The sequence below is a fragment of the Amycolatopsis taiwanensis DSM 45107 genome (assembly GCF_000519205.1).
Classification (GTDB): Bacteria; Actinomycetota; Actinomycetes; order Mycobacteriales; family Pseudonocardiaceae; genus Amycolatopsis_E; species Amycolatopsis_E taiwanensis.
In genome coordinates this window covers 1-20,675 of the sequence record NZ_KI912599.1, presented here as the reverse complement: position 1 = coordinate 20,675, position 20,675 = coordinate 1, and the positions used below count along the sequence as shown (strand labels likewise).

Genomic DNA, 20,675 nt, shown 5'->3' with positions numbered 1-20,675 from the left:
AACGTCACAGTAGCCGCGGCGGTCGGGTGCGCTTGAGCGTGACGGCAACGTTCACAACGGCGATGGGTCAATCCCGAAGCCTGCTGTAGAGCAGGCCGTCGCGCCAGCGGCCATCGCGGAACTCGGCGGCGCGGACGACACCTTCGAGCTCGGCTCAGAACCTGTTGCGGCGCAAGAAAAAAGCAATCTGGCGCGGATTGTCGGGCTTCAGTTCAACTGGGACGCGCACTCCAGTGGCGGGGGTCGTGGTTGGGAGGTCCCGCCGTCAGAGCGAGGCGTGGTACCGCACGAGGGGCAAGAAGAGCTGGTGGGCGATCTGTTCGAGCGCCTGCTCGGATGGAGCGGCACGCTCCGCGATCACGTTGTATCGGATGAGCGCACCAGGCATCGAGAGCACCGCGTCAGGGATTGGCGCGTTGCCGAGTTCGCCGCGGGTGCGCCCTCGGTCGATCACCTGTTGGAAGACGCTGGGGACGACTGCTTTGACGTCGTCGGGGATCTCTTCGAGTTCGCTGAGCAGTCCAGTGGCGACGTCGATGCCGATCTGCTCGATGCGCCCTGCGAGCTCGTGCACGACGGCCAGCACGTCGCCAGCAAGGCTCCCCGTGTCGGGTACGTGCTCGATGACCGAACCGGTATGGGCGCGCACGGTGGCGTGTACGAGAGCGGCACGGCTAGGCCAGCGGCGGTAGATCACGGCGCGGCTCGTGTTCACAGCTCGGGCCACGGCGTCGATGGTGAACGCGGCGTAGCCCGCGCGCTGTAGCTGCTCCCATGCGGCCTCGAGCAGGGCGTCCTCCAGTGCGCGTCCGCGACGACGCCGAGCCGGGTGAGCATCGGTCTTCGTTTCCACACCCAGAGGATACACGTGTATCTTACTGCAATAAGATACACGTGTATCTTTGAGAGGGATAGCGATGGCGAACGAAGAGAAGCCGGAGCCGTTGGGGCGGCCGCTGATCCGGTTGGCTCTGGTGGTGGTCGTCGGCGGCGTCGCTCCGTTGGTGGACACCACGGTGGTCAATGTCGCGCTGCCTGCGATGAGCGACGAGGTTCATGTCGGCGCGCAGGCGACCCAGTGGGTGACAACCGCCTACCTGCTCGCCCTTGCCGTGACAGTCCCGGTCACGGCCTGGGCCTCGGATCGCTTCGGCTCGAAGCGTCTGTGGATCGCTGGTCTCGCGCTGTTCTTCATCGGCTCGGGCTTGTGTGCCCTGGCGTGGGACTTCAGGGCACTCGTCGCCTTCCGTGCCCTGCAGGGCATCGGGGCCGGCATCATGCTGCCGGTCCTACAGACGATCTTGGTCCGGGCGGCGGGGCCGAGCAAGACCGGCCGCGTGCTTACAGTTGTGATGCTCGTCAGCACTATTGCGCCGATCGCCGGTCCTCTCGTCGGGGGAGCCATCGTGGAGGCAGGCAGCTGGCGGTGGGTGTTCGTGATCAACCTCCCCATCTGCGCAACCGCAATCGGGCTGGCCCTGCGCTTCGTCCCCGGCGCACCGGCCCAGGCCGAGAAGCGACTCGATCTCACCGGCGTGCTGCTTCTGGGGATCGGAACCGTGGCCTTGCTCTACGCGCTCAGCAACGCTGCTAACCAGGGCGGCAACGCCACCGTGCGCGTCTGGACGCCTCTGATCGCCGGCGTGGCCCTGACGGCCGGGTTCGTCGCGTTGAGCCTCATACGCGGGACGCGTTCGGCGATCCCGGTCCGTCTGCTGGCACACAAGGCCTTCGGCTCCGCCACCGCCAGCCTGCTTCTCACCGGAGTCGCCCTCTATGGTGCCCTGTTCCTGATACCGCTGTACTTCCAGCAGCAGCGCGGCCTCACGGCCTTAACCGCCGGAGCAGTCCTCGCCCTGCAAGGCGTCGGCTCACTACTGACCCGGTGGGTCGGCGGCGTCGTCGACCGTATCGGAGCCCGGCCCATCGCCGTCGTCAGTGTCCTCCTGTGCGCTGCGGCGACCGTCCCGTTCGCGATCGCCACCCCGCACACCAGCTGGGTGCTCCTGGGGGCTGCACTAACCGTCCGTGGTGGCGCGCTCAGTGCCGTCAACATCGCCATCACCGCGGGAGCCTTCTCAGACCTCTCCCACGAGGAAGTCCCGGCCGGCTCGGCCATCGTCCGCCTCGTCCAGCAACTCGGCGGCGCGGCGGGCACCGCACTGCTTGCCACCATCGCGGCCGCAGTAGGCGCTGCCGCCGGATTCCACGCTGCATTCTTCTGCAGCATCGGTCTGACTCTGGTCGCTCTCATCACGTGCATTGGAATCCCCGCGCGGCGCCGTACACAACCGGCGGCCGCGCTAGGGGCTGACTCGTGATGACCCACCGCAACGCGCCTCTAACGCCGGAGGGGCGCAAGCCGCGCCATCAGCCCACAGCTACTGCCCCTGCCGTCGCGGCCCGGATCGAAGACATGCGCCGCACCCACAAGTGGTCGACATCGCGCATCGCCTTCGAACTCGAATCAGACGGCATCGCGATCAGCCGCCACGGTGACACGGCACCTGTCGGCCCGCGCCTGAACCATCGGCGGTTCATCGACCCCCAACGGCGAGAACAACCGGGACAACCACCCGCCTCACGTCTCCGCAGGAATGTCTGTCGGGGTCTGCTGTTTCGACGGCCGGTTACCTCGCCAGGAATTCCAGCAGGTCGGCGTTGACCTGATCCTGGTGCGTGGCGGTGAGGCCGTGCGGTGCGCCCGGGTAGTAGATTTCCTGCGCGCCCTTGACGAGCTTCGCCGATTTCTTTCCTGAATCCTTGACCGGAACGATCTGATCGTCCTCGCCGTGCAAGACCAGGGTTGGCACGTCGATCTTACGGAGGTCGTCGGTGAAATCGGTCTCGGAGAAGGCCTTGATGCTTTCGTAGGCGTTTTTCAGGCCGGCCTGCATACTCCAGAGCCAGAACTGATCCAGTATGCCCTGTGAGACCTTGACGCCAGGCCGGTTCGCGCCGTAGAACTGGACCGCCAGATCCTTGTAGAACTGCGATCGATCCTTGACGATGCCGCTGCGAAGGTCATCGAACACCTCTATCGGCAGGCCCTCTGGATTCGACGCCGACTTCAGCATGATTGGCGGCACCGCAGCGAGGAGGACCGCTTTGGCGACCCGGCTCGTCCCGTGGCGTCCGATGTAACGGGCGACCTCGCCACCACCGGTGGAATGCCCGACCAGCGCGACTTCCCGAAGATCGAGCGCATCGATCACCGCGGCAAGATCGTCGGCGTAGCCGTCCATATCGTTATGGTCAGACGCCTGGCTCGACCTGCCATGACCGCGACGGTCGTGCGCGACCACACGGAAGCCGTTTTGCGCCAGGAACAGCATCTGACCGTCCCACGCGTCGGCATTCAACGGCCAGCCGTGCGAGAACACCACGACTGGACCCTTTCCCCAGTCCTTGTAGTAGATCTCGGTACCGTCCTTGCTCCTGATCATACTCATGGCACGGGTTCCTCTCCTGACTCGCTTTTTGGGGACAGTTCCCGATACGAATTGCCGACTAAGGGCAGAAAATCTCCCCGAGCGTTCCGGCGGACCAGGCTCGCGACATACCAGGCGATCTCGGAGTTCTCCCTCAACGATACCGCCGGCAAACTGGCCGTGGAAGACGGAAGCTCACCATGCTCGGCACCGTCGGCCCAAGGCGTCTTCGTGGCGTTTCTCGCGATGAAGCCGTGATGGCTCGACTATGTGACCTGCACAACAGCCCCGTTGATAGGTAGGAAAAATCCTACCTATAGTGGGCCGCGTGTTCGCCGCACAACGCGGCGGAGACGCCGCGCAGACGGGCACGGACGTCTCGTTCGGATCGAGGAGCAAAGGATGAAACGCACACAAACCGGCGTGGACCGCGTGTTCGCGGCGCTGTCCAGCCCTATCCGCCGGGAAGTGCTACGCATTCTGCGCGACGAGGGGCCGCAGGCCGTGGCGACCATGGCCGCGCGGTTCGACATGACCCGGCCGAGCTTCTCCGAACAACTTCGGGTGCTCCGGGACGCCGGCCTGCTCAGCGAGAGCAAGCGCGGCAGACAACGGATCTACCAACTCGAACCCGAACCACTGCTCGAACTGACCGACTGGCTCGGCCCCTATGAACGCTTCTGGCGGCAGCGCCTGGCACAACTGGGCTCGGTTCTCGACGACCTGGAGGAAAAATGAGCGAAGACCTGACCGTGATCCACATCGACCAGTTCTATGCGCACCGGCCCGCCACGGTGTGGCGGGCCCTGACCGAGCCGGAGCTGATTTCCCGCTGGCTGATGCCGGTGGAGAACTTCCGGCTCGAGGTCGGGCACAAGTACACGATGCGGGGCACCCCGATGCCGGCGGCGGAATTCTCCGGAACCGTGGCCGCCGAAATACTCGCGATCGACCCGGAGAGGTTGCTGCGGATCTCCTGGCAGGACGCCGCCCACCAGGCGCCCGGACGCTTCACCATCACCTGGCGGCTCGAGCCCGAGGGAACCGGCACCCGGATGTTTCTCGAACACGACGGCTTCGACCCCGACCTACCGCAGCACCTGCGCTCCCGCGAAATCATGAGCGGCGGCTGGCAGCGTATCCAGCGACAGCTGGGTGAAGCCCTCGCCACGATCTGAGCCGGTCCGAACTCGGCGAGCCTTACGGGGTAACGACTGGCTGCTGTGCGATCACGTGGTACGGCCTAGTCGCTCTGCCGCGACGCGGTGATGTCGTGTTCGCGGCCGGGCGGCCCCGGAAGTCCACAGTAGCCAGTCAACGGAACGTGGAACTCGCGCTACCGGAACGTGGGACACGCGCAACGGGAACCTGGAACTCGCACTACGGGAACGTGGGACACGCACTACCGGAACGTGGGACACGCACTACCGGAACGTGGAGCTCGCACTACGGGAGTGTGGGACACGCGCAACGGGGACGGGGGACACGCGCTACCGGAACGTGGGACACGCGCTACGGGAACGGGGGACTCGCGCTATCGGAGCGAGCGATAGTGGATCGATTGGCAATCCATAGTGGATTCGTATGGTGTGGACTGTTCATCTGATTTGGATGGTCGACGAGATGTGAAGGCGCAACGAGCGCAGGCCGAACTCACCGAAATGTCACCGACCCATGCGCAGTGGCTGGACCAGGTCCCCACTGGACGAACGCCGTGATCGTCGCGGAAGCGGTCCCGCTCTTGCTGTCCCAGGAAGGAATCGAGCACTCCCCAGCCTTCACCGGTCCGCACATAATCGAGCGCTCCCTGCCTTCACCGGTCCGCACATAATCGAGCGTTCCTGTGCCTCCACTGACTCGCACAGAATCGAGCGCTCCCCTGCCTTCACCGGTCCGCACATAATCGAGCACTCCCGTGCCTCACCGGTCCACACATGCCCGAAAGCCGGAAAGCCCGGTCGAAGCGGGCCAAGAACGGGCCCTTCACTATCGGTCCCGAGTCGGATACCCACTGTGCCACAAGCACATTGGGGCCAGGCTTGCGGAAGCCGCGTTCGGCGACGGAGCAAATGTTGGCGCTCTGCAACAATTCGGCTCCCGGCTATAGTGTCGCGCCCCGCAGGCGACATACTCGGGTAGGGTTCTGCGGCGTGCGACCCCCCAGAAGGCTCCCGTTGCCGTGGGCCAGAGCGCCGAGAGCAGCCTTGTCCAGCCCACTCACGCTGGCCGTTGCCGCGGCGACCGCGCTGCTGTCCTGCTTCCTGGCCAGCGCGGCGGTGCTGATCGGTTTCGCCGCCGGCGGCGCGGCGACGGACTACCAGGCCGGCCAGGCGTGCCCCGACACCTACGGTCCGGTGCTGAGCCGGGAGAACATGCCCCCTGACCAGGCCGCCAAGGTGGTCGAGACCGCGCGGCGGCAGGCGACGGCACACGGGTTCGTGCAGCCGACCTCGGCCATGTACACCGGGACACTGATCGCGGACTTCGGCGCCACGAGCAGGCAAACGGTCAGGTTCGGCTACCGCGACGACGGCATCGGCCACCTGCAACAGTTGAGCCCGGCCGGCGGGCCCGGGTTCTGGGTCGGCGACGACCTCACCAAGTTCTTCCCGGTCGGACCCGGGACCACCACCGCGCTCTACAGCAAGGCCGCCCGCGTCGAAACGCCCGCGGTGGGCGGCGTGTACCACGCCCTAGGCACGCCGCCGGCGCGCTGGTGGTGCTCGCAACAGAACAAGGCCACCATCTACAAACTGGCCAACGACCCGCTGCACACCGTCGTGTTCGCCAGTGACCCGCAGCTGTTCACCGACACGGTCCAGAAGCTGGGGTTGCGGGAGAGCCTGCACATTTCGTTCTACCTCGACCCGCCACGCACCCCGGCGGAAGCGCAGGCGAACCTCGACCGGTCGCGGGCGCTCGTCGCCGACATCCAGGCCGACCTCGCGAATCAGGGCCTGGGAAACGTGATCGCGGCGGCCTTCCCGTTCGAGCGCTCCACCGAACTCGCCGCGCAGGCGCAGTCCAACGTGCTGGTGTCCATTACGCCGCTCGCCGCGATCAGCGTGCTGGTCGGCTTGGGCGGCATCGCGACCGTGTCGCTGCAGTGGTACCAGCGCCGCTACGCACTGGTGCGGCTGCTCGCCGCACGGGGCGCGAGCCCATGGGCGCTGGCTGGGCTACCAGTCGCCGAGCTGGGCCTTCCGATTGTCGGCGGCGGGGCGATCGGGATCGTCCTCTCGCGGCTTCTGGTGCCGTTCTATGCGCCGCCAGGCACTATCGCCGCTGGGGCGCAGGCCGCGGCGGCCGGAATCACGGTCGGCGTACTGGCGTTGTCACTGATCCTGCTCGCGGCGGTGGTCGGCATGCGGGCGCACCGTGACTTCCAGGTCGGCCGTTTGCCGCGCGGGGCAAGGAAATCCCGGCTGCTCCGACTGGTGCCGTGGGAACTCGCGACCGCCGGGGCCGCCTTCTACGGCTGGTCACGGCTGTCCAACTATGGCGCGTCGTCGCAGCAGGGCATCCCACTGCCGCAGGTCGACCCGGCCGCGCTGACCTACCCGGTGTTCGTCGTGCTGACGGCCGGACTGCTGGCCGGCCGGATCGTCTGGCTGCTGCTGCGCGCGTCCCATCGCGTGCGGATTTGGTCGAGGCCACCGCTGCAGCTGGCCATCCGGCGACTCGCGAGCGCGCGTGCGCCGGTCACCGGGGTGCTGGTCGTCGGGGTGCTCGCGATCGGCACGCTGGCCGCCGGCACCGGGATCACCGCGGGGCAACGGGCCGCATTGGACACCAAGAGCGGCGCCGTCGTGGGCTCGACGACCAGAGTGGACGTGGAAACCACGGTCGGCATGGGCACCGCCGCGCTACCCGATTCCCTGCGTGGCAACAGCACGGTCGTCGGCCAACTGACCGGCACCGGACCCGTGGTGCTCGTGGTCGATCCGGCGACCCTGGCCCGGGGCGCCTACCTCACCGGACTTCGAGACCAGGTCGATGCCCTGATACCGCAGCTACGGGCGCCCGTGCCTGGTGGTCTCCCAGCGCTGCGCGTGGGCAAGAACGCGGTCCACACGGCGAGCATGCCCGGCGGGCTGCCGAACGCGGTCCCGATCGCCGACCTGCCGTGGTTCCCGGTACTGGCCGGAAACCCCGGGTACGTCATCTCGCGCGACGCGCTCACCCCGGCTCAGCTGGCGAGCGTGCCGCGGTGGAGCCTGTTGTCCACCGCTTCCCCCGAGCAGGTCGGCCAGGCCATGAACGATGCGGGCCTGACCCAGATCAACGGGGCGAGCCAGGCCCAGGCGCTCGACGCACTGCCGTTCTACGTGGTCGAGTGGACCTTCTCGTTCGTCACGGTCCTGGGCGCGGCGCTGGCGGTGGTCGCGGTGCTGGCGCTGCTGGTGGCGATCGAGGTCCGGAGGCGGCAGAACGCGCTGTCCGGGGCGCTGGTGCTGCGAATGGGCATGGGCATGCGAAATCTGTTCGGCAGTCACCTCATCGAACTGGGTGCCCTTGCCGGACTCGCGACGCTCGCCGGCGTCACTTGTGGCGTGACCGTCGCCGCCCTCGCGGTGCCCGGGTTCGATCCGGTGCGCTGGCTGCAGCCCGGTTCGGCGCTGCCCAACCAGACGACGTTCATCCTCACCTCGGTCGCCGCCGCGGTGCTCGTGGTACTGCTGGCGGGGTGGGTCGCGATGCGCTCGATCCGCACGACCCGGACGGTGGAGGTGCTCCGTGGCTGAGCTCTTCGAACTTGCCGCGATCGGCGTGGACTACCACACCCCTGCCGACACCGTGACCGCGATCAACGACGTGACCATGACCGTGCCGGAAACCGGGATCACCGTGTTCGCCGGCCCGTCCGGCTCGGGCAAGTCGACGTTGCTGCGCGTGCTGGGGCTGCTGGAGCCGCCCACGCGCGGGACCCTGCGTTTCGACGGGGTGGACACCGGTGCGCTGCCACATTCCGGGCGCCGCGCGCTACGTCGAGAACGTCTCGGGCTGGTCTTCCAGACCCCGACCGAGAACCTGTTGGAATACCTGACGGTGGCGGAGAACCTGGTCGCCGCCGCGCAGTTGGCCCGGCGCACCTGCCGGCCCGACGAGATTCTCGACCGGCTCGGCCTCGGCGGCACCGGCGGCTGGCGCATCTCGGCGCTGTCCGGCGGGCAGCAGCAGCGCCTGGCGTTCGGGTGCGCACTGGCGCGCGGGTGCTCGGTCCTCCTCGCCGACGAACCGACCTCACAGCTGGACGAAGCGTCGGCGGACCTCGTCCTGGACACCATGCGTTACCTGGCGGACGAGGGCTTCACCGTGATCGCCGTGTCGCACGACGACCGGCTGATCGACATTGGCACGCGGGTCGCGAGGATGCACGACGGACGGTTGGACGGGATCACATGAACGAGCCAGTGTTGCGCACGCAGGACCTGCGGCACGGGTTTCCCCACCCCGGCGGCGACGTGGATGTGCTGCGGGGCGTGGACTTTTCGGTCGATGCCGGTGAGCTGGTCACGGTGTCGGGCCGCTCCGGCTCGGGCAAGAGCGCGCTGCTGGCGCTCCTCGGCGGTTTCGACAAACCGAATTCGGGGCGGATATTCCTGGCCGGGCAACCGCTCGGTGACACACCGCCCTGGCACATGTGTGCGGTTCTGCCCCAGACGCTCGGACTCGCGACCGAGTTGGCCGCCGCCGAGAACGTGGCGCTTCCGCTGCGGCTGCATCGGAACGGCAACGCGGTGGACATCGATGCGCGGGTCACCGAACTGCTGGAGGCCCTCGGCGTCGGCGTTCTTTCGGACCGCTACCCGTCCGAGATGTCCTACGGGCAGCAGCAACGCGTCGCCCTGGCACGGGCGGTGAGTGCCCGCCCGAAGGTGCTGATCGTCGACGAACCGACCGCGCACCTGGATGCGGGCAGCAAGCCGGCCGTGTTGCGCCTGCTGCGGACTTGCGCGGACGAAGGCTCAGCCGTGATCGTCGCGACGCACGACGACGAAATGCATTCGGTCGCCGATCGGCAATTGCGGCTCGCCGACGGCGTACTCGTGCCCGTGAATCGGGGCTGAGCAAGAAAATTCCGGTGACGTGGCGGTGCGGATAGCGCTGTAAACCGTTTGTAAACCGAGCCGGACACGATCGGACCATGACCGAGACATCAGGGACCGACGAACCGGCGTGGGGCCCGCCCACCGCACAGCCACCGACCACGCAGGGGCAGCCCGGCCCATCGGCCTGGCCGCCCCCACCGACGCCTCCGGTAGCGCCTCAAGGTCGCCGTCGCCGGCTGTCAATTGGTGTAGTCGTCGCGCTCGTCGCCGGTCTCGTGATCGGTGGTGGCGGTGTGGGGCTCGGCTGGCTGCTCAGTGGCGACAAGACCAACACCGCGCAAAACGACGCACACAACGCGTGCGACATCTTCAACGGTCTTCAGCTGAGCGCGGACAGCGACCTCGCCACGCACTACCGGACCTCGGCCGCGGTGGTCCTGGCCGAGGCCGCGAACGCGGCCGACCCGCGGTACCAGCAACTGCGCGATGCACTGCAGGGACTGGATCAGCAGTTCAACTACATCGGCGTCGGTAATGAGCCCGCCGCGGTCAACCAACTGAACAAGGTGGTGAACTCCGTCAAGACGGCGTGCGCGGGGGCCTGATCACCGTTCCCGCTCGGGAAGGTCGGGCGGAGCGGAGTAGTAGGCCGGCGGCGTCTCCGAGTAGTTGACGGGATTGCGGGGCACGGCGACCGTGGTGCCGTCCGGGCGGGGCACCTCGACGATGGGGTCGAGGCCGAGGTCCTGGGCAAGTGCGAACGCGCCCGCGATGTCGTTGACCACGCCGGCGGGAACGCGTGCCTCGGTGAGTTCCTTCGTCCATTCCGCGGCGGGCCGCGCGGCGAGCAGGCGCACGAGTTCGGCGTGCAGGGCCTGCCGGTTGGCCACCCGGTCCGGGTTGGTGCCGAACCGATCGTCCGCGGCCAACTCCGGTGCGCCGAGCACCTTGCACAGTGCGGTGAACTGGCGGTCGTTGCCCACCGCGAGCACCAGGTTCCCGTCGGCGCAGGGCAGCAACTCGTAGGGCGCGATGCTGGGGTGCCTGTTGCCCATCCTCTTGGCGACGACGCCGGCCGAGGTGAAAGCGCTTGCCTGGTTGACCAGACCGGCGAGCAGGCAGGAGAACAGGTCGACATCGATCCGCTGTCCCCGACCGGTGGCGCGCCGGTGGTACAGCGCCCCGAGAATGCCGGTGGTGGCGAACAGCCCGGTCAGCACGTCGACCACGGCCACGCCCACCTTCTGCGGCTCGCCGCCGGGGTCTCCGGTGATGCTCATCAGCCCGCCGAGCGCCTGGATCAGCAGGTCGTAGCCGGGCATCGCGGCTCCGGCGCCACGGCCGAACCCGGTGATGGAGCAGTAGACCAGGCCCGGGTTCCCCGGCCGGAGCTGGTCGTAGTCGAGCCCGAACTCGGCCATCAGGCCCGGCCGGAAGTTCTCCACGACGACGTCGGCCTCCGTGGCCAGTTGCCGGGCCCGCGCGCGATCATGCTCGTCGGTCAGGTCGAGGACGAGGCTGTTCTTGTTGCGGTTGACCGACTGGAAGTAGGTGGCCTGCCCTCGCTCGTCGTGCGGTGGCCCCCAGCTACGGGTGTCGTCGCCGCGGCCCGGCCGTTCGATCTTGGTGACCGTGGCGCCGAGATCGGCCAGCTGCATCGTGGCGAACGGCCCGGCGAGGATCCGGGAGAAGTCCAGGACGCGGAGGTTGTCAAGGGGAGGCGCCATATGCGAGCATCCAATCACCGATTTTCGAAAATCGAAGATTAGAGTCCCGCACCGCTCAGGTCAACTCAGGTCAAGGAGACCGTATGCCCGCTGCAGTAGTCCCCGGCGACTTCCTGTCCATCGACTCCATGCTCTCCGACGAGGAGCGCGACATCCGCGACACGGTCCGGGCGTTCGTCCAGGACCGGATCGTGCCCGAGGTCGGGGAATGGTTCGAAGCGGGACGCCTGCCCCGGGAGCTGGTCGGAGAACTGGGCAAGCTCGGTGTGTTGGGGATGCACCTCGAGGGCTACGGCTGCGCGGGCACGAGCGCGACCGCCTACGGGCTGGCCTGCCTGGAACTGGAGGCCGGGGACAGCGGCATCCGGAGCCTGGTGTCGGTGCAGGGCTCGCTGGCGATGTTCGCGATCCACCGATGGGGTTCGGAGGAGCAGAAGCAGGAGTGGCTGCCGCGCATGGCGGCCGGTGAGGCGGTCGGGTGCTTCGGGCTGACCGAGCCGGATTCCGGTTCCGACCCGTCCTCGATGCGCACCTACGCGACGCGCGACGGGGACGACTGGATCCTGCGCGGCCAGAAGATGTGGATCACCAACGGGTCGCTGGCGGACGTGGCGGTGGTGTGGGCGCGCACCGAGGAGGGCATCCGCGGGTTCCTGGTTCCCAAGGGCACAAAGGGTTTCACCACCAAGGACATCCACAAGAAGCTTTCGCTGCGCGCGTCGATCACCTCCGAGCTGATTCTCGACGAGGTCCGGCTGCCCGGCTCGGCCATGTTGCCCGGCGCGACCTCGCTGCGCGGTCCGCTGTCCTGCCTGAACGAGGCTCGCTACGGAATCCTGTGGGGCGCCGCCGGCGCCGCGCGGGCGTGCTTGGAGGCGGCGGTGGACTACAGCACCACCCGGATCCAGTTCGGCAAGCCGATCGGGTCGTTCCAGATCCAGCAGCAGAAGCTCGCCGGGATGGCGCTGGAAGTCAACCGGGCGACGGTGCTGGCGCTGCACCTCGGCCGGCTCAAAGACGCCGGACGCCTGCGGCCCGAGCAGGTGAGCATGGGCAAGCTCGGCAACGTCAACTCCGCGCTCGAGGTGGCTCGCACGGCGCGGCAGGTGCTCGGCGCCAACGGCATCACCCTGGAGTATCCGGTCATCCGGCACATGAACAACCTCGAGTCCGTCGTCACCTACGAGGGGACGGCCGATGTGCACGCCCTGGTCATCGGTGGCGCACTGACCGGCATCGATGCCTTCCGTTAAGAAGACCCGCACGTTTGGTGACACAGCACCGTGCCTTGTGGGGGCTGCGCCCCCACACCCCCGACTGGGGGCAAGCCCCCAGACCCCCCGTGCACGTGGGCGGGAAGGCAGGCCGCCATTCTGGTCAACCGGCAGCCGACGCGGAGAAGTCACGGCCTGGCTACCCGAACACGTTCTGAATCAACACGGATAGAGTCGCGGCGATGACCACGAACCAACGACCCGGAACGACCACGCAGCACGCACTGGACGAGCTGCGGCGGGCCATCGTCGCGGGTCGCTACCGGCCGGGGCAGCGCGTCGGGCAGGAGGAGATCGCCGAAGGGCTCGGGGTCAGCCTGGCTCCGGTGCGCGAGGCGCTGTGCGCACTGGAGCAGGAGGGCCAGGTCGTCTACCGGCCCCGGCGCGGGTATTTCATCACCGAACTGCGCGTCGAAGACCTCCAGGAGATCTACGCCCTGCGCGGGCTCCTCGAAGAGCGCGCCGTGCGGCGGGCTCTGCCCGCACTCGACGGCGACGCGATCGAGCGCATCGCGCTCGCCGCCCGCGACTGTGCCGCGGCGGCCGAGCGTGGTGATGTCGCCACCGAACTGGAGGCGAACCGCCGGTTTCACTTCGGCATGCTGGACTCCCCCGACCAGACGCACACGATGCGCTTGATCCGGCTCCTCTGGGATTCCACCGAGGCGTACCGGGCGATGTACTACAACTCGCCCGAAGAGCGCTCGAAGACCGTCGACGAGCACGACGAAATCCTCGACGCGGTGCGCAGGCGAGCCGCCGACGAGGTCGTCGCCCGGCTCGACGAGCATCGCAACCGTGCCCTGCGCGTCCTCACCGGCATCCTGTCGGCGCAGGGCGGCTGACTGTTCACTGTGGACTTTTCGCTCAGTCGTCGTAGGGATCGTCGGCGGCTGAGCCGTACTCCCATTCGGCCGCGAGACTGGGATCGATGAGCGCGAACCGGGTGCCCAGCGGGTCGGAGAGCACGGCGACCTTGCCCAAGCTGGAGGTGTAAGGCGGGAACCGCAACCGCGCACCCGCACTGTGCGCGCGACGCAGGGACTCGTTGAAACCGACGTCGGGATGCACGGCGAAATGCGCGATCCAGCGGGGCGGGGTGTCCGCAGGCGTGTCCAGCGCCATCCGCACCCGGCCGAGCGCCGAGTCGTCGCCGATCGAGTAGACCACGTAATCGACCTGGTGGCCATCGCCGAACTGACGCTGGGTGTAGCCGAACAGGCGGCCGAAGAACCGGTCGGCGAGCGCCGCGTGGCGGGTGACGAACTCGACCCAGACCAGCGAGCCCGGTACCCCGGCGGTGAACGCCTGGCCACCCGCGAGTTCCAGCAGCCCCACTCCTGCCCCGCTGGGGTCGTCGATGAGCACCGGAGCACCCACCCCGGGCAACGCGTGTGGGCGTGGCTCCAGCACGACCCCACCCAGGCGGCGCGCCCGCTCGGTGGTGGCGGCGAGATCCCACGCGGACAGGTACAGCGTCCAATCCCGGACGCTGTGGTTGTGTGGCCGCAACCCGGCCACCGGTTCGTCACTCACCAGGGCCTGAACGTAGTCGTGACCGCCGGCGTCTCGCAGGCGTTGGAAGGTCCAGCCGAGCACTTCGTGGTAGAAGCGCATCGTCAGGTCCAGATCCGGTGTCGCCAGCTCGACCCAGCACGGACTGCCCGGGGCTACTTCAGTCATGATTCCGCACTGTAGCCGTTGTTGATCGCCAGCAGTACCGCCCGACGGAGCTGAGGGCGAAAAACTCTTACCGGCAAGGGAATCCCAAGTACGGGACGCTCCCCACACTTCACCGCCGCACGGGAAACAGTCCAGTGAGGACGATCACGTCGCTGGATCCCTTCCTTGGTACGTATCGCACGTCTCCGCTGTTGGCGTCAGCGCCGTGGTCGGTGCCAATCAATGGACTTTGCTGCGCCGCCAAGCCCGCCATCGCACCCGCAGGATCCGTGCTGTGCCACCGCCTTTGCGTAGTCGTCGTTCCCGAGCATCGGTGCCCTTTCCAGTCGCCAGAGCTGCCCCGCGATGTCGTTTAGCCGGTCTTGCATCTGCGTGAAGGCGCGTTTCAGGTGAGTGCCGGTCTCTTCATCGACGGCCCATTTGCCTGCCTTCGCGTTCGCGAGCAATTTCTTGGCGTCCTCGGCCATCTGGTTGACCTGCTGCCCGACACCGAAAATGCCCGCAACGGCCGATCCGCGTACTCCGCCTGTGTCGTCGGCCATGATGCCCGTCGTCCCCGCACGTCGCTGTCGGTGATTGCGCTATACCGCTGCGTGCCACAGTACGGCGATGTGCCGTACGTCACAAGATGGGCGGAGGTGAGACCGGGGCCGATAGTCAGGTCCCGGCGGCGCGGACACCGAACCGGCCCGCGGCCACCGCGAGCTGCACCCGGTTCCGGCTGCCGGTCTTGGTCATCAGGTTCGTCACGTGGGTCTTCACCGTGGTGACACCGATGTAGAGCGACGTCGCGATCTCCGCGTTCGACCAGCCGGCCGCGACCAGGCTCAACACCTCGCGTTCGCGCTCGGTGAGCGTGCCGTCCGCGCCCGGTTCGACCTTGTCCTGCTCGGCGGCTACCGCGCGGCGCACGATCCGCCGCAACACGTGCGGGCTGAACGGGTTGTCCCCGGCCGCCGCCCGGCGCACCCAGGCGAGCAGATCGGCGGGCGCGGTGTCCTTGGCGAGGAACCCGCACGCGCCCGCCTCCAGTGCCGGATAGACGTGCTCGTCGTCGTCGAACGTGGTGAGCACGAGGATCCGGGTATCCGGGCGGGCGGCGAGAATCCGGCGGGTTGCGGCGATCCCGTCCACCCCGGGCATGCGCAGGTCCATCAGTACCACGTCCGGTCGCAGCCGTTCGGCGAGCTGGATCGCCTGCTGCCCGTTCTCCGCCTCGCCCGCCACCTCGAGGTCGTCGGTCGCCTCGCACAACATCCGCAGGCCGGCGCGGACCAACTGCTGATCGTCGACGACGAGAACCCGGATCACGAGCAGACCTCCGTGACCGGCCGGGGTTCGGGCAGGATCGCGTCCAGCGCCCAGCCGCCACCCGAGGGGCCGGCCCGCAGCGAACCGTGCAGCAGTTCGATCCGTTCCCGCATCACGGCCAGCCCGTGCCCGGGACCGAGCGGATGGGCGTCCGATGTGCCCCCGCCGTCGTCGCGTACGGCGACCCGCACCCGTTGCCCGGCCTCGTCCCAGCTCACCTCCACCCACGCGCACGTGCCGCGCCCGGCATGTTTGAGCACGTTCGTCAGTCCTTCTTGGACCAACCGCAGCACGGCGTGCCGGTGGGTCACGTCGAGCCGTTCGACGGCCTGCCGGGCGATTTCGGCCCGCACCGCGACTCCCGCTCGCCGGGTCCGGGCCAGCACGTCGTCCAGTGCGGTGACGAGATCCTCGGGGGCGAGCAGCCCGGGATCGTCGACCGAGTCCGGGTCGCGCAGCACGGACACCAGGCGGCGCAGGTCGGTCAGGGCCTGCCCGGCGATGCCGTGCACGTCGTCGAGTGCCGCATCGACCCGGGGGTCGGCGCTGGGCACCACGTGTCGCACGACACCGATCCGCAGCACGATCGCGGCGACGTGGTGGGCCACCACGTCGTGCAGTTCGCGCGCCACCGCCGCCCGCTCGGCGGCGCGTGCCGCGTTCTCGGCGTCCGCGGCGCGTTGCTCCGCCTGCCAGGCCAATTTGCGCTGAGACCGCAGAAACGACCCGAGCAGCAGCGGAAGCCCGACGTCCAGCACGACCTTCAACACGTTGGCGACAAACGCGTAGCCCGGGTAGTAGTTGACACCGCTGGCCACGGTGAGGGCGGCGGCGCCGCACCAGACCCGCCAGCCGCTGCGCCGGAAGGCGAGTTCGCCGAGTGCCACCGAGGCCAGGATCTGCACCGCCGCCGCGCCGCCTGCCGTGGCCAGCGCCGCGGCGGCGACCACGAGACCGCACTGGGCGAGGGTGACGGCCAGCGGGGCGACCCCGCCGGCGAGGATCAACGTGGCCGAAGCCAGCCCGAGCGTCCAGTCCCACCCGGACGGTTCGAGCTGTGGGAGGTGCTGCAGGGCGAGCGTGGCGACGACACCCACGAGCGGAAGCAACCGGACCCAACCGTAGCCGACGACCGGTGCCCGCAAGGACTCCTTCCTGATCCGCACGAGCAGAACGTAGCCCACCCCTTAGGGACCGCGCATCCTGCCGAAGGAGGAGGCGGTGTCCTGCTACCGGCCGGGCACCCCGGCCGCGCGGATGATCAAGAAGGGCCGTTTTCGCTCCACACTGTCCGGGGACATCTGATCATCCACGGAGGGCAAGAGAACCATGACCACCAAGAAGTTGTTGTCCCGCGTCACCGTCGCGGTGCGATTCCTGCTGGCCGCCATCTTCCTCGGCTACGGCAGCATCAAACTGCTGGGCGGGCAGTACGACTACAGTGACTGGACGCTGATCAACAAGGACACTGTGGACGGTACGAGCTTCGTATGGGCGTTCTACGGATACTCGCCGTTCTACGGCCGGATGACGGGGCTGTTCGAGTTCCTGCCCGCGCTGCTGTTGTTGTCGAAGCGGACGGCGACGCTCGGGGCGCTCGGGCTCTTCGCTGTCTCGCTGAACATCACGCTGATGGACTTCGCGTTCCACTACCCGAGCGTGAAGTACTTCGTGCTCGGATACACCTTGCTTCTCGTTTTCTTGCTGTACCAAGACCGGGAGACCTTGCTGGACGCGTTCTGGCGGCGGCACGCGCAGAAGAACCGGCTCGATCCGGAAGTCCCGGCACGGACGGAAATGTCGCATGGCTGAGGCAATCGTCGTCGGCAGCGGGCCCAACGGGCTCGCTGCCGCGGTCGTGCTCGCCAGGGCCGGGCTGAAGGTGACCGTGCTGGAGGCGGCGGGCGAGATCGGCGGCGGTGCGCGCAGCGGCGAGGCCACCCTGCCTGGCCTGCTGTACGACCACTGCGCCGCGGTACACCCGATCGCAGCTGGATCGCCGTTCCTCGGCACGCTCGACCTCGAACGGTACGGGCTTCGCTGGCGACACGCGCCGCTCCCGTGTGCGCATCCGTTGCCATCGGGGGACGCGGCGGTGCTGCACCGGTCGGTCGAGGCGACCGCCGCCGCGCTCGGCGTGGACGGCCCGCGCTGGCGCGCATTGTTCGGTCCGAGTGCCGACCACTATCCGGCGCTCGCCGGCGACCTCCTGCGGCCCGTGCCACACCTGCCCCGTCGTCCACTGCGGCTCGCCCAGTTCGGCGCGCTCGCCGCGCTACCGGCGTCCACTGTGGCCGGTTTGTTCCGCACCGGCCGGGCGCGTGCGCTGTTCGGCGGAGTCGCGGCCCATGCGATCCGGCCGTTGGACCACGTGTTCACGTCCGCCATCGCGCTCGGCCTGCTCTCCCCCGTTCAGCACGACGGCTGGCCGGTCGCCGAGGGTGGGTCCGGGCGCATCGCCGCCGCGCTGGCCGCGGCGCTGACCGACTTCGGCGGTGCTGTCGAGACCGGAGTGCACATCCGCGACGCCGCCGAGCTGCCGCCCTCAGCGATCACGATGTACGACCTGGCTCCGGCCGGCGTCGCGGCCGTGCTCGGCGACCGGCTTCCATCCCCGGTCGCCCGCGCCTACCAAAGGTTTCGCAACGGCCCAGCGGTGTACAAAGTGGACCTTGCGGTCGCGGAGGGAATCCCGTGGCGAAACCCGGAGGTGGCCGAGGCCGGAACCGTCCACGTCGGAGGTTCCTTCGCACAAACGGCGGCGAGCTTGCGCACCGTCCACAACGGACGAATGCCGGCGAAACCGTTCGTCCTCGTTGGCCAGCAGTACCTGGCGGATCCGACCCGTTCACACGGAAACATACATCCGGTGAGCGCATACGCTCACGTGCCGCACGCCTACCCGGGCGACGCGACCGACGCGATCATCGCCCGGATCGAGGAGTTCGCACCGGGTTTCCGGCACCGGATCCTGGCCATCAGCGCGGACTCCCCCGCCGATCTCGCCAACGACAATCCGAACTTCATCGGCGGCGACATTCTCACCGGAGCGAAGACTTCTTCGCAACTTCTGCTCGGCCCGCGTCTGGTCGGAAACCCTTACCGCACCGGAATTCCCGGCAGCTACCTGTGCTCGGCGGCCACCCCACCGGGGCCCGGCGCTCACGGCATGTGTGGCGCGAACGCGGCCGCACTCGCACTGCGCGACCTACGACGGAGACGCCGTAGTCCGTAACCGCCGTGCTGCGGCGTTCACCTGACGTGATCGTGAGCGGCTAGGGTGTCTGTCGTGCTGCGCTTCATCCACCTCAACGGACCGCCGGGCATCGGCAAGTCGACACTCGCGCGGCGGTATGCCGAGGATCATCCCGGTATGCTCAATCTCGACATCGACCAGTTGCGGTCCCTCATCGGTGGCTGGCAGCAACGGTTCACCGAGACAGGTGGAATCGTGCGACCGCTTGCGTTGAGCATGGCCGCGGCCCACCTGGGCGGTGGCCGCGACGTCGTCATGCCGCAGTACCTGGGCCGGGTGGGCGAAATCGAGCGCTTCGAGGCGGTCGCCCGCGACCATGGCGCGGTGTTCCGCGAGGTCGTCCTGATGGATTCCAAGCAGGGGTCGTTGGAGCGCTTCGCCCGCCGTGGCGAGGACGACGAGCTTCCCTGGCACCGGCAGGTGCAGGAGGTCGTGGCGCGCAAAGGCGGGCCAACGCTACTGGCCGGCATGCACGATCGTCTCACCGACGTCATCCGGGCCAGGCCGGCCGCGGTGGTCCTGCCCAGTGTGGCCGGCGCTATTCAGCAGACGTATGAGGCGCTGAGCGCAATTCTCGACCCGGGTCGGTAGGCGTGTCTCTCATGTCGGTAAGCCACCCGGGGTCCTGTCTCGTCAAAGGCGGCACAGTCGCACTGACTCTGGCGACAGACCGGATACGGTCTGGCCACTCATGTCCATGAGCCACTATGGTGGGCCGATGGGGTTGGTCAAGAAGTTCCAGGTCACCTTCGACTGCGCAGAACCAGAGCGTGTCGCTCGTTTCTGGTGCGATGTATTGGGGTACGTCGTACCGCCGCCACCGGAGGGGTTTGCCACTTGGGACGATTACGATCGCTCGCTGCCGCCTGAGCGTCAGGGTTCGGCGTTCGCCTGCATTGATCCCACAGGAGTGGGCCCGCGACTGTTCTTCCAGCGCGTTCCCGAAGGGAAGGTCGTCAAGAACCGGGTGCATCTTTGCGTGCGGGTGGGCACCGGGCTCGTGGGTGAAGAGCGCCTCGCCACACTCGAGGCCGAGTGCACACGACTGGTCGCGCTCGGCGCGGTACGCGTGCGACTACTGCCTGCCGATGGCGACGAAGAGTCGCTCATCGTGATGCAGGACATCGAGGGCAACGAGTTCTGTCTCGACTGACAAGCTTGTCGTAGAGGTTGTCAGTCTTCACCGCTGAGCGGACTGTGAACGCAGTCGTCCGGGGTCGGCATGGTCACGGAGAATTTTCTTACCCAATCCGGTGAAGGCTTTCGTGTTGCGTTCGATAGAACTTCGCTCACGCGAGCGATAAAATCGGGGATATTCCGTTCGCAAGCACTGAGGGGTCCCCCGTGATGTACGACCTTTTTTCGTTGTGCAACGACGACATTGCTCGCATGTCCGACCACGCCGCGGTCGAGACCATGACCGTGGCGCGGGAAGCGATATGCCGGGCTCAGGCCATTCAGGTACGCGCCATCGCACGGCTCGGTCGGATTCGGGGTCATACGAGGTGGGTGGCTGACGAAGTCGCACTCGAACTATCTGTCAGCAGACAGGCCGCTACCAGTCTGGTCGATGTGGCGGAGACGTTGACCACCCGACTACCAAGATTGCTGGCCGCCATGGAGAACGGCGAGATCGANCTNNGCACCGCNNGNAANGTCTGCGACGTGACGGCGACCCTGTCAGACGAACAAGCCCGTGAAGTGGACGAGAAAATCTCCGGACGCTTGACAGGTAAGGACTCCGAGAAAGTTCGACGTATCGCCCGCGACGCGGTGTGCGCCATCGACCCCGACGGATANGCCCAACGGGCACGTCGGCGCCGCAAGGACCGNCGAGTCGAACTAGTGCACGCCGACGAAGGAATGGCCTCCCTCTGGGCCTACCTCCCCGCCGAAATCGCCAGCGCCATCTACGCCAAAGTCGACGGCATCGCCCACAA

21 protein-coding genes are annotated in these 20,675 nt (G+C 67.8%); 14 read left to right on the top strand and 7 right to left on the bottom strand.

Annotated features, from left to right (window positions below; genetic code table 11):
* Positions 1-265: 265 nt before the first annotated feature.
* On the bottom strand, positions 266-853 hold the full coding sequence (locus A3CU_RS0137655) for a TetR/AcrR family transcriptional regulator (protein WP_027946593.1): 588 nt from the start codon (positions 851-853) through the stop codon (positions 266-268).
* A gap of 64 nt (positions 854-917) precedes the next feature.
* Between A3CU_RS0137655 and A3CU_RS48605 the strand changes: the two genes are divergently transcribed.
* On the top strand, positions 918-2,321 hold the full coding sequence (locus tag A3CU_RS48605; RefSeq protein WP_043843920.1) for a DHA2 family efflux MFS transporter permease subunit: 1,404 nt from the start codon (positions 918-920) through the stop codon (positions 2,319-2,321).
* Between the two features lie 309 nt (positions 2,322-2,630).
* On the opposite strand, the gene A3CU_RS0137645 is transcribed toward A3CU_RS48605, so the two are convergent.
* Entirely contained in the window at positions 2,631-3,452 is an 822-nt protein-coding gene (locus tag A3CU_RS0137645) for an alpha/beta fold hydrolase (protein WP_027946592.1), read from the bottom strand.
* Positions 3,453-3,833: 381 nt separating this feature from the next.
* On the opposite strand from A3CU_RS0137645, the gene A3CU_RS0137640 reads away from it, so the two are divergent.
* The 6 genes from A3CU_RS0137640 (at position 3,834) to A3CU_RS53150 (ending at position 10,089) form a co-directional block, all read left to right on the top strand.
* Positions 3,834-4,169, top strand: a complete 336-nt coding sequence (locus A3CU_RS0137640; RefSeq protein ID WP_027946591.1) for an ArsR/SmtB family transcription factor — start codon at positions 3,834-3,836, stop codon at positions 4,167-4,169.
* On the top strand, positions 4,166-4,609 hold the full coding sequence (locus tag A3CU_RS0137635) for an SRPBCC family protein (protein ID WP_027946590.1): 444 nt from the start codon (positions 4,166-4,168) through the stop codon (positions 4,607-4,609). The genes A3CU_RS0137640 and A3CU_RS0137635 overlap by 4 nt, the downstream gene beginning before the upstream one ends.
* A 1,026-nt stretch (positions 4,610-5,635) precedes the next feature.
* The gene (locus tag A3CU_RS0137630; protein ID WP_245617504.1) at positions 5,636-8,176 is read left to right on the top strand and encodes an ABC transporter permease; all 2,541 of its coding nucleotides are present in this window, start codon (positions 5,636-5,638) and stop codon (positions 8,174-8,176) included.
* Entirely contained in the window at positions 8,169-8,837 is a 669-nt protein-coding gene (locus A3CU_RS0137625) for an ABC transporter ATP-binding protein (protein ID WP_027946588.1), read from the top strand. The genes A3CU_RS0137630 and A3CU_RS0137625 overlap by 8 nt, the downstream gene beginning before the upstream one ends.
* Positions 8,834-9,502 (top strand): ABC transporter ATP-binding protein, encoded by a 669-nt coding sequence (locus tag A3CU_RS0137620; protein WP_027946587.1) that lies wholly within the window; start codon positions 8,834-8,836, stop codon positions 9,500-9,502. The genes A3CU_RS0137625 and A3CU_RS0137620 overlap by 4 nt, the downstream gene beginning before the upstream one ends.
* A gap of 77 nt (positions 9,503-9,579) precedes the next feature.
* Positions 9,580-10,089 carry a hypothetical protein gene (locus A3CU_RS53150; protein WP_156960757.1) on the top strand — a complete coding sequence of 170 codons (510 nt, stop codon included), beginning with the start codon at positions 9,580-9,582 and terminating at the stop codon, positions 10,087-10,089.
* Here the strand turns inward: A3CU_RS53150 and A3CU_RS0137610 are convergent, their stop codons facing one another.
* Positions 10,090-11,211: a CaiB/BaiF CoA transferase family protein gene (locus tag A3CU_RS0137610; RefSeq protein ID WP_027946586.1), complete on the bottom strand. Its 1,122-nt coding sequence runs from the start codon at positions 11,209-11,211 to the stop codon at positions 10,090-10,092.
* A gap of 83 nt (positions 11,212-11,294) precedes the next feature.
* Here A3CU_RS0137610 and A3CU_RS0137605 point away from each other — a divergent pair, with 83 nt between their 5' ends.
* Positions 11,295-12,464, top strand: coding sequence for an acyl-CoA dehydrogenase family protein (locus A3CU_RS0137605; RefSeq protein WP_027946585.1), 1,170 nt, complete (start codon positions 11,295-11,297; stop codon positions 12,462-12,464).
* A gap of 203 nt (positions 12,465-12,667) precedes the next feature.
* Complete coding sequence (locus tag A3CU_RS0137600) at positions 12,668-13,330, top strand: GntR family transcriptional regulator (RefSeq protein WP_027946584.1); 663 nt, start codon at positions 12,668-12,670, stop codon at positions 13,328-13,330.
* Between the two features lie 22 nt (positions 13,331-13,352).
* Here the strand turns inward: A3CU_RS0137600 and A3CU_RS0137595 are convergent, their stop codons facing one another.
* The 4 genes from A3CU_RS0137595 to A3CU_RS0137580 form a co-directional block, all read right to left on the bottom strand.
* The gene (locus tag A3CU_RS0137595; RefSeq protein ID WP_043843916.1) at positions 13,353-14,168 is read right to left on the bottom strand and encodes a VOC family protein; all 816 of its coding nucleotides are present in this window, start codon (positions 14,166-14,168) and stop codon (positions 13,353-13,355) included.
* Between the two features lie 197 nt (positions 14,169-14,365).
* Positions 14,366-14,710 carry a hypothetical protein gene (locus A3CU_RS48595; RefSeq protein ID WP_052372843.1) on the bottom strand — a complete coding sequence of 115 codons (345 nt, stop codon included), beginning with the start codon at positions 14,708-14,710 and terminating at the stop codon, positions 14,366-14,368.
* Positions 14,711-14,825: 115 nt separating this feature from the next.
* Positions 14,826-15,479 carry a response regulator gene (locus A3CU_RS0137585; RefSeq protein WP_027946582.1) on the bottom strand — a complete coding sequence of 218 codons (654 nt, stop codon included), beginning with the start codon at positions 15,477-15,479 and terminating at the stop codon, positions 14,826-14,828.
* The gene (locus A3CU_RS0137580; protein WP_063628969.1) at positions 15,476-16,645 is read right to left on the bottom strand and encodes a sensor histidine kinase; all 1,170 of its coding nucleotides are present in this window, start codon (positions 16,643-16,645) and stop codon (positions 15,476-15,478) included. Before A3CU_RS0137580 ends, A3CU_RS0137585 begins: the two co-directional genes overlap by 4 nt.
* 163 nt (positions 16,646-16,808) lie before the next feature.
* On the opposite strand from A3CU_RS0137580, the gene A3CU_RS0137570 reads away from it, so the two are divergent.
* The 5 genes from A3CU_RS0137570 to A3CU_RS48590 form a co-directional block, all read left to right on the top strand.
* Positions 16,809-17,291, top strand: a complete 483-nt coding sequence (locus tag A3CU_RS0137570) for a hypothetical protein (RefSeq protein ID WP_027946580.1) — start codon at positions 16,809-16,811, stop codon at positions 17,289-17,291.
* The gene (locus tag A3CU_RS0137565) at positions 17,284-18,714 is read left to right on the top strand and encodes a phytoene desaturase family protein (RefSeq protein WP_027946579.1); all 1,431 of its coding nucleotides are present in this window, start codon (positions 17,284-17,286) and stop codon (positions 18,712-18,714) included. The genes A3CU_RS0137570 and A3CU_RS0137565 overlap by 8 nt, the downstream gene beginning before the upstream one ends.
* A gap of 54 nt (positions 18,715-18,768) precedes the next feature.
* Positions 18,769-19,326, top strand: a complete 558-nt coding sequence (locus A3CU_RS0137560) for an AAA family ATPase (RefSeq protein ID WP_027946578.1) — start codon at positions 18,769-18,771, stop codon at positions 19,324-19,326.
* A 127-nt stretch (positions 19,327-19,453) separates the two neighbouring features.
* Complete coding sequence (locus tag A3CU_RS0137555; RefSeq protein ID WP_027946577.1) at positions 19,454-19,888, top strand: VOC family protein; 435 nt, start codon at positions 19,454-19,456, stop codon at positions 19,886-19,888.
* Positions 19,889-20,082: 194 nt separating this feature from the next.
* On the top strand, positions 20,083-20,675 hold a 593-nt coding region (locus A3CU_RS48590), incomplete at its 3' end, for a DUF222 domain-containing protein (RefSeq protein ID WP_156960756.1).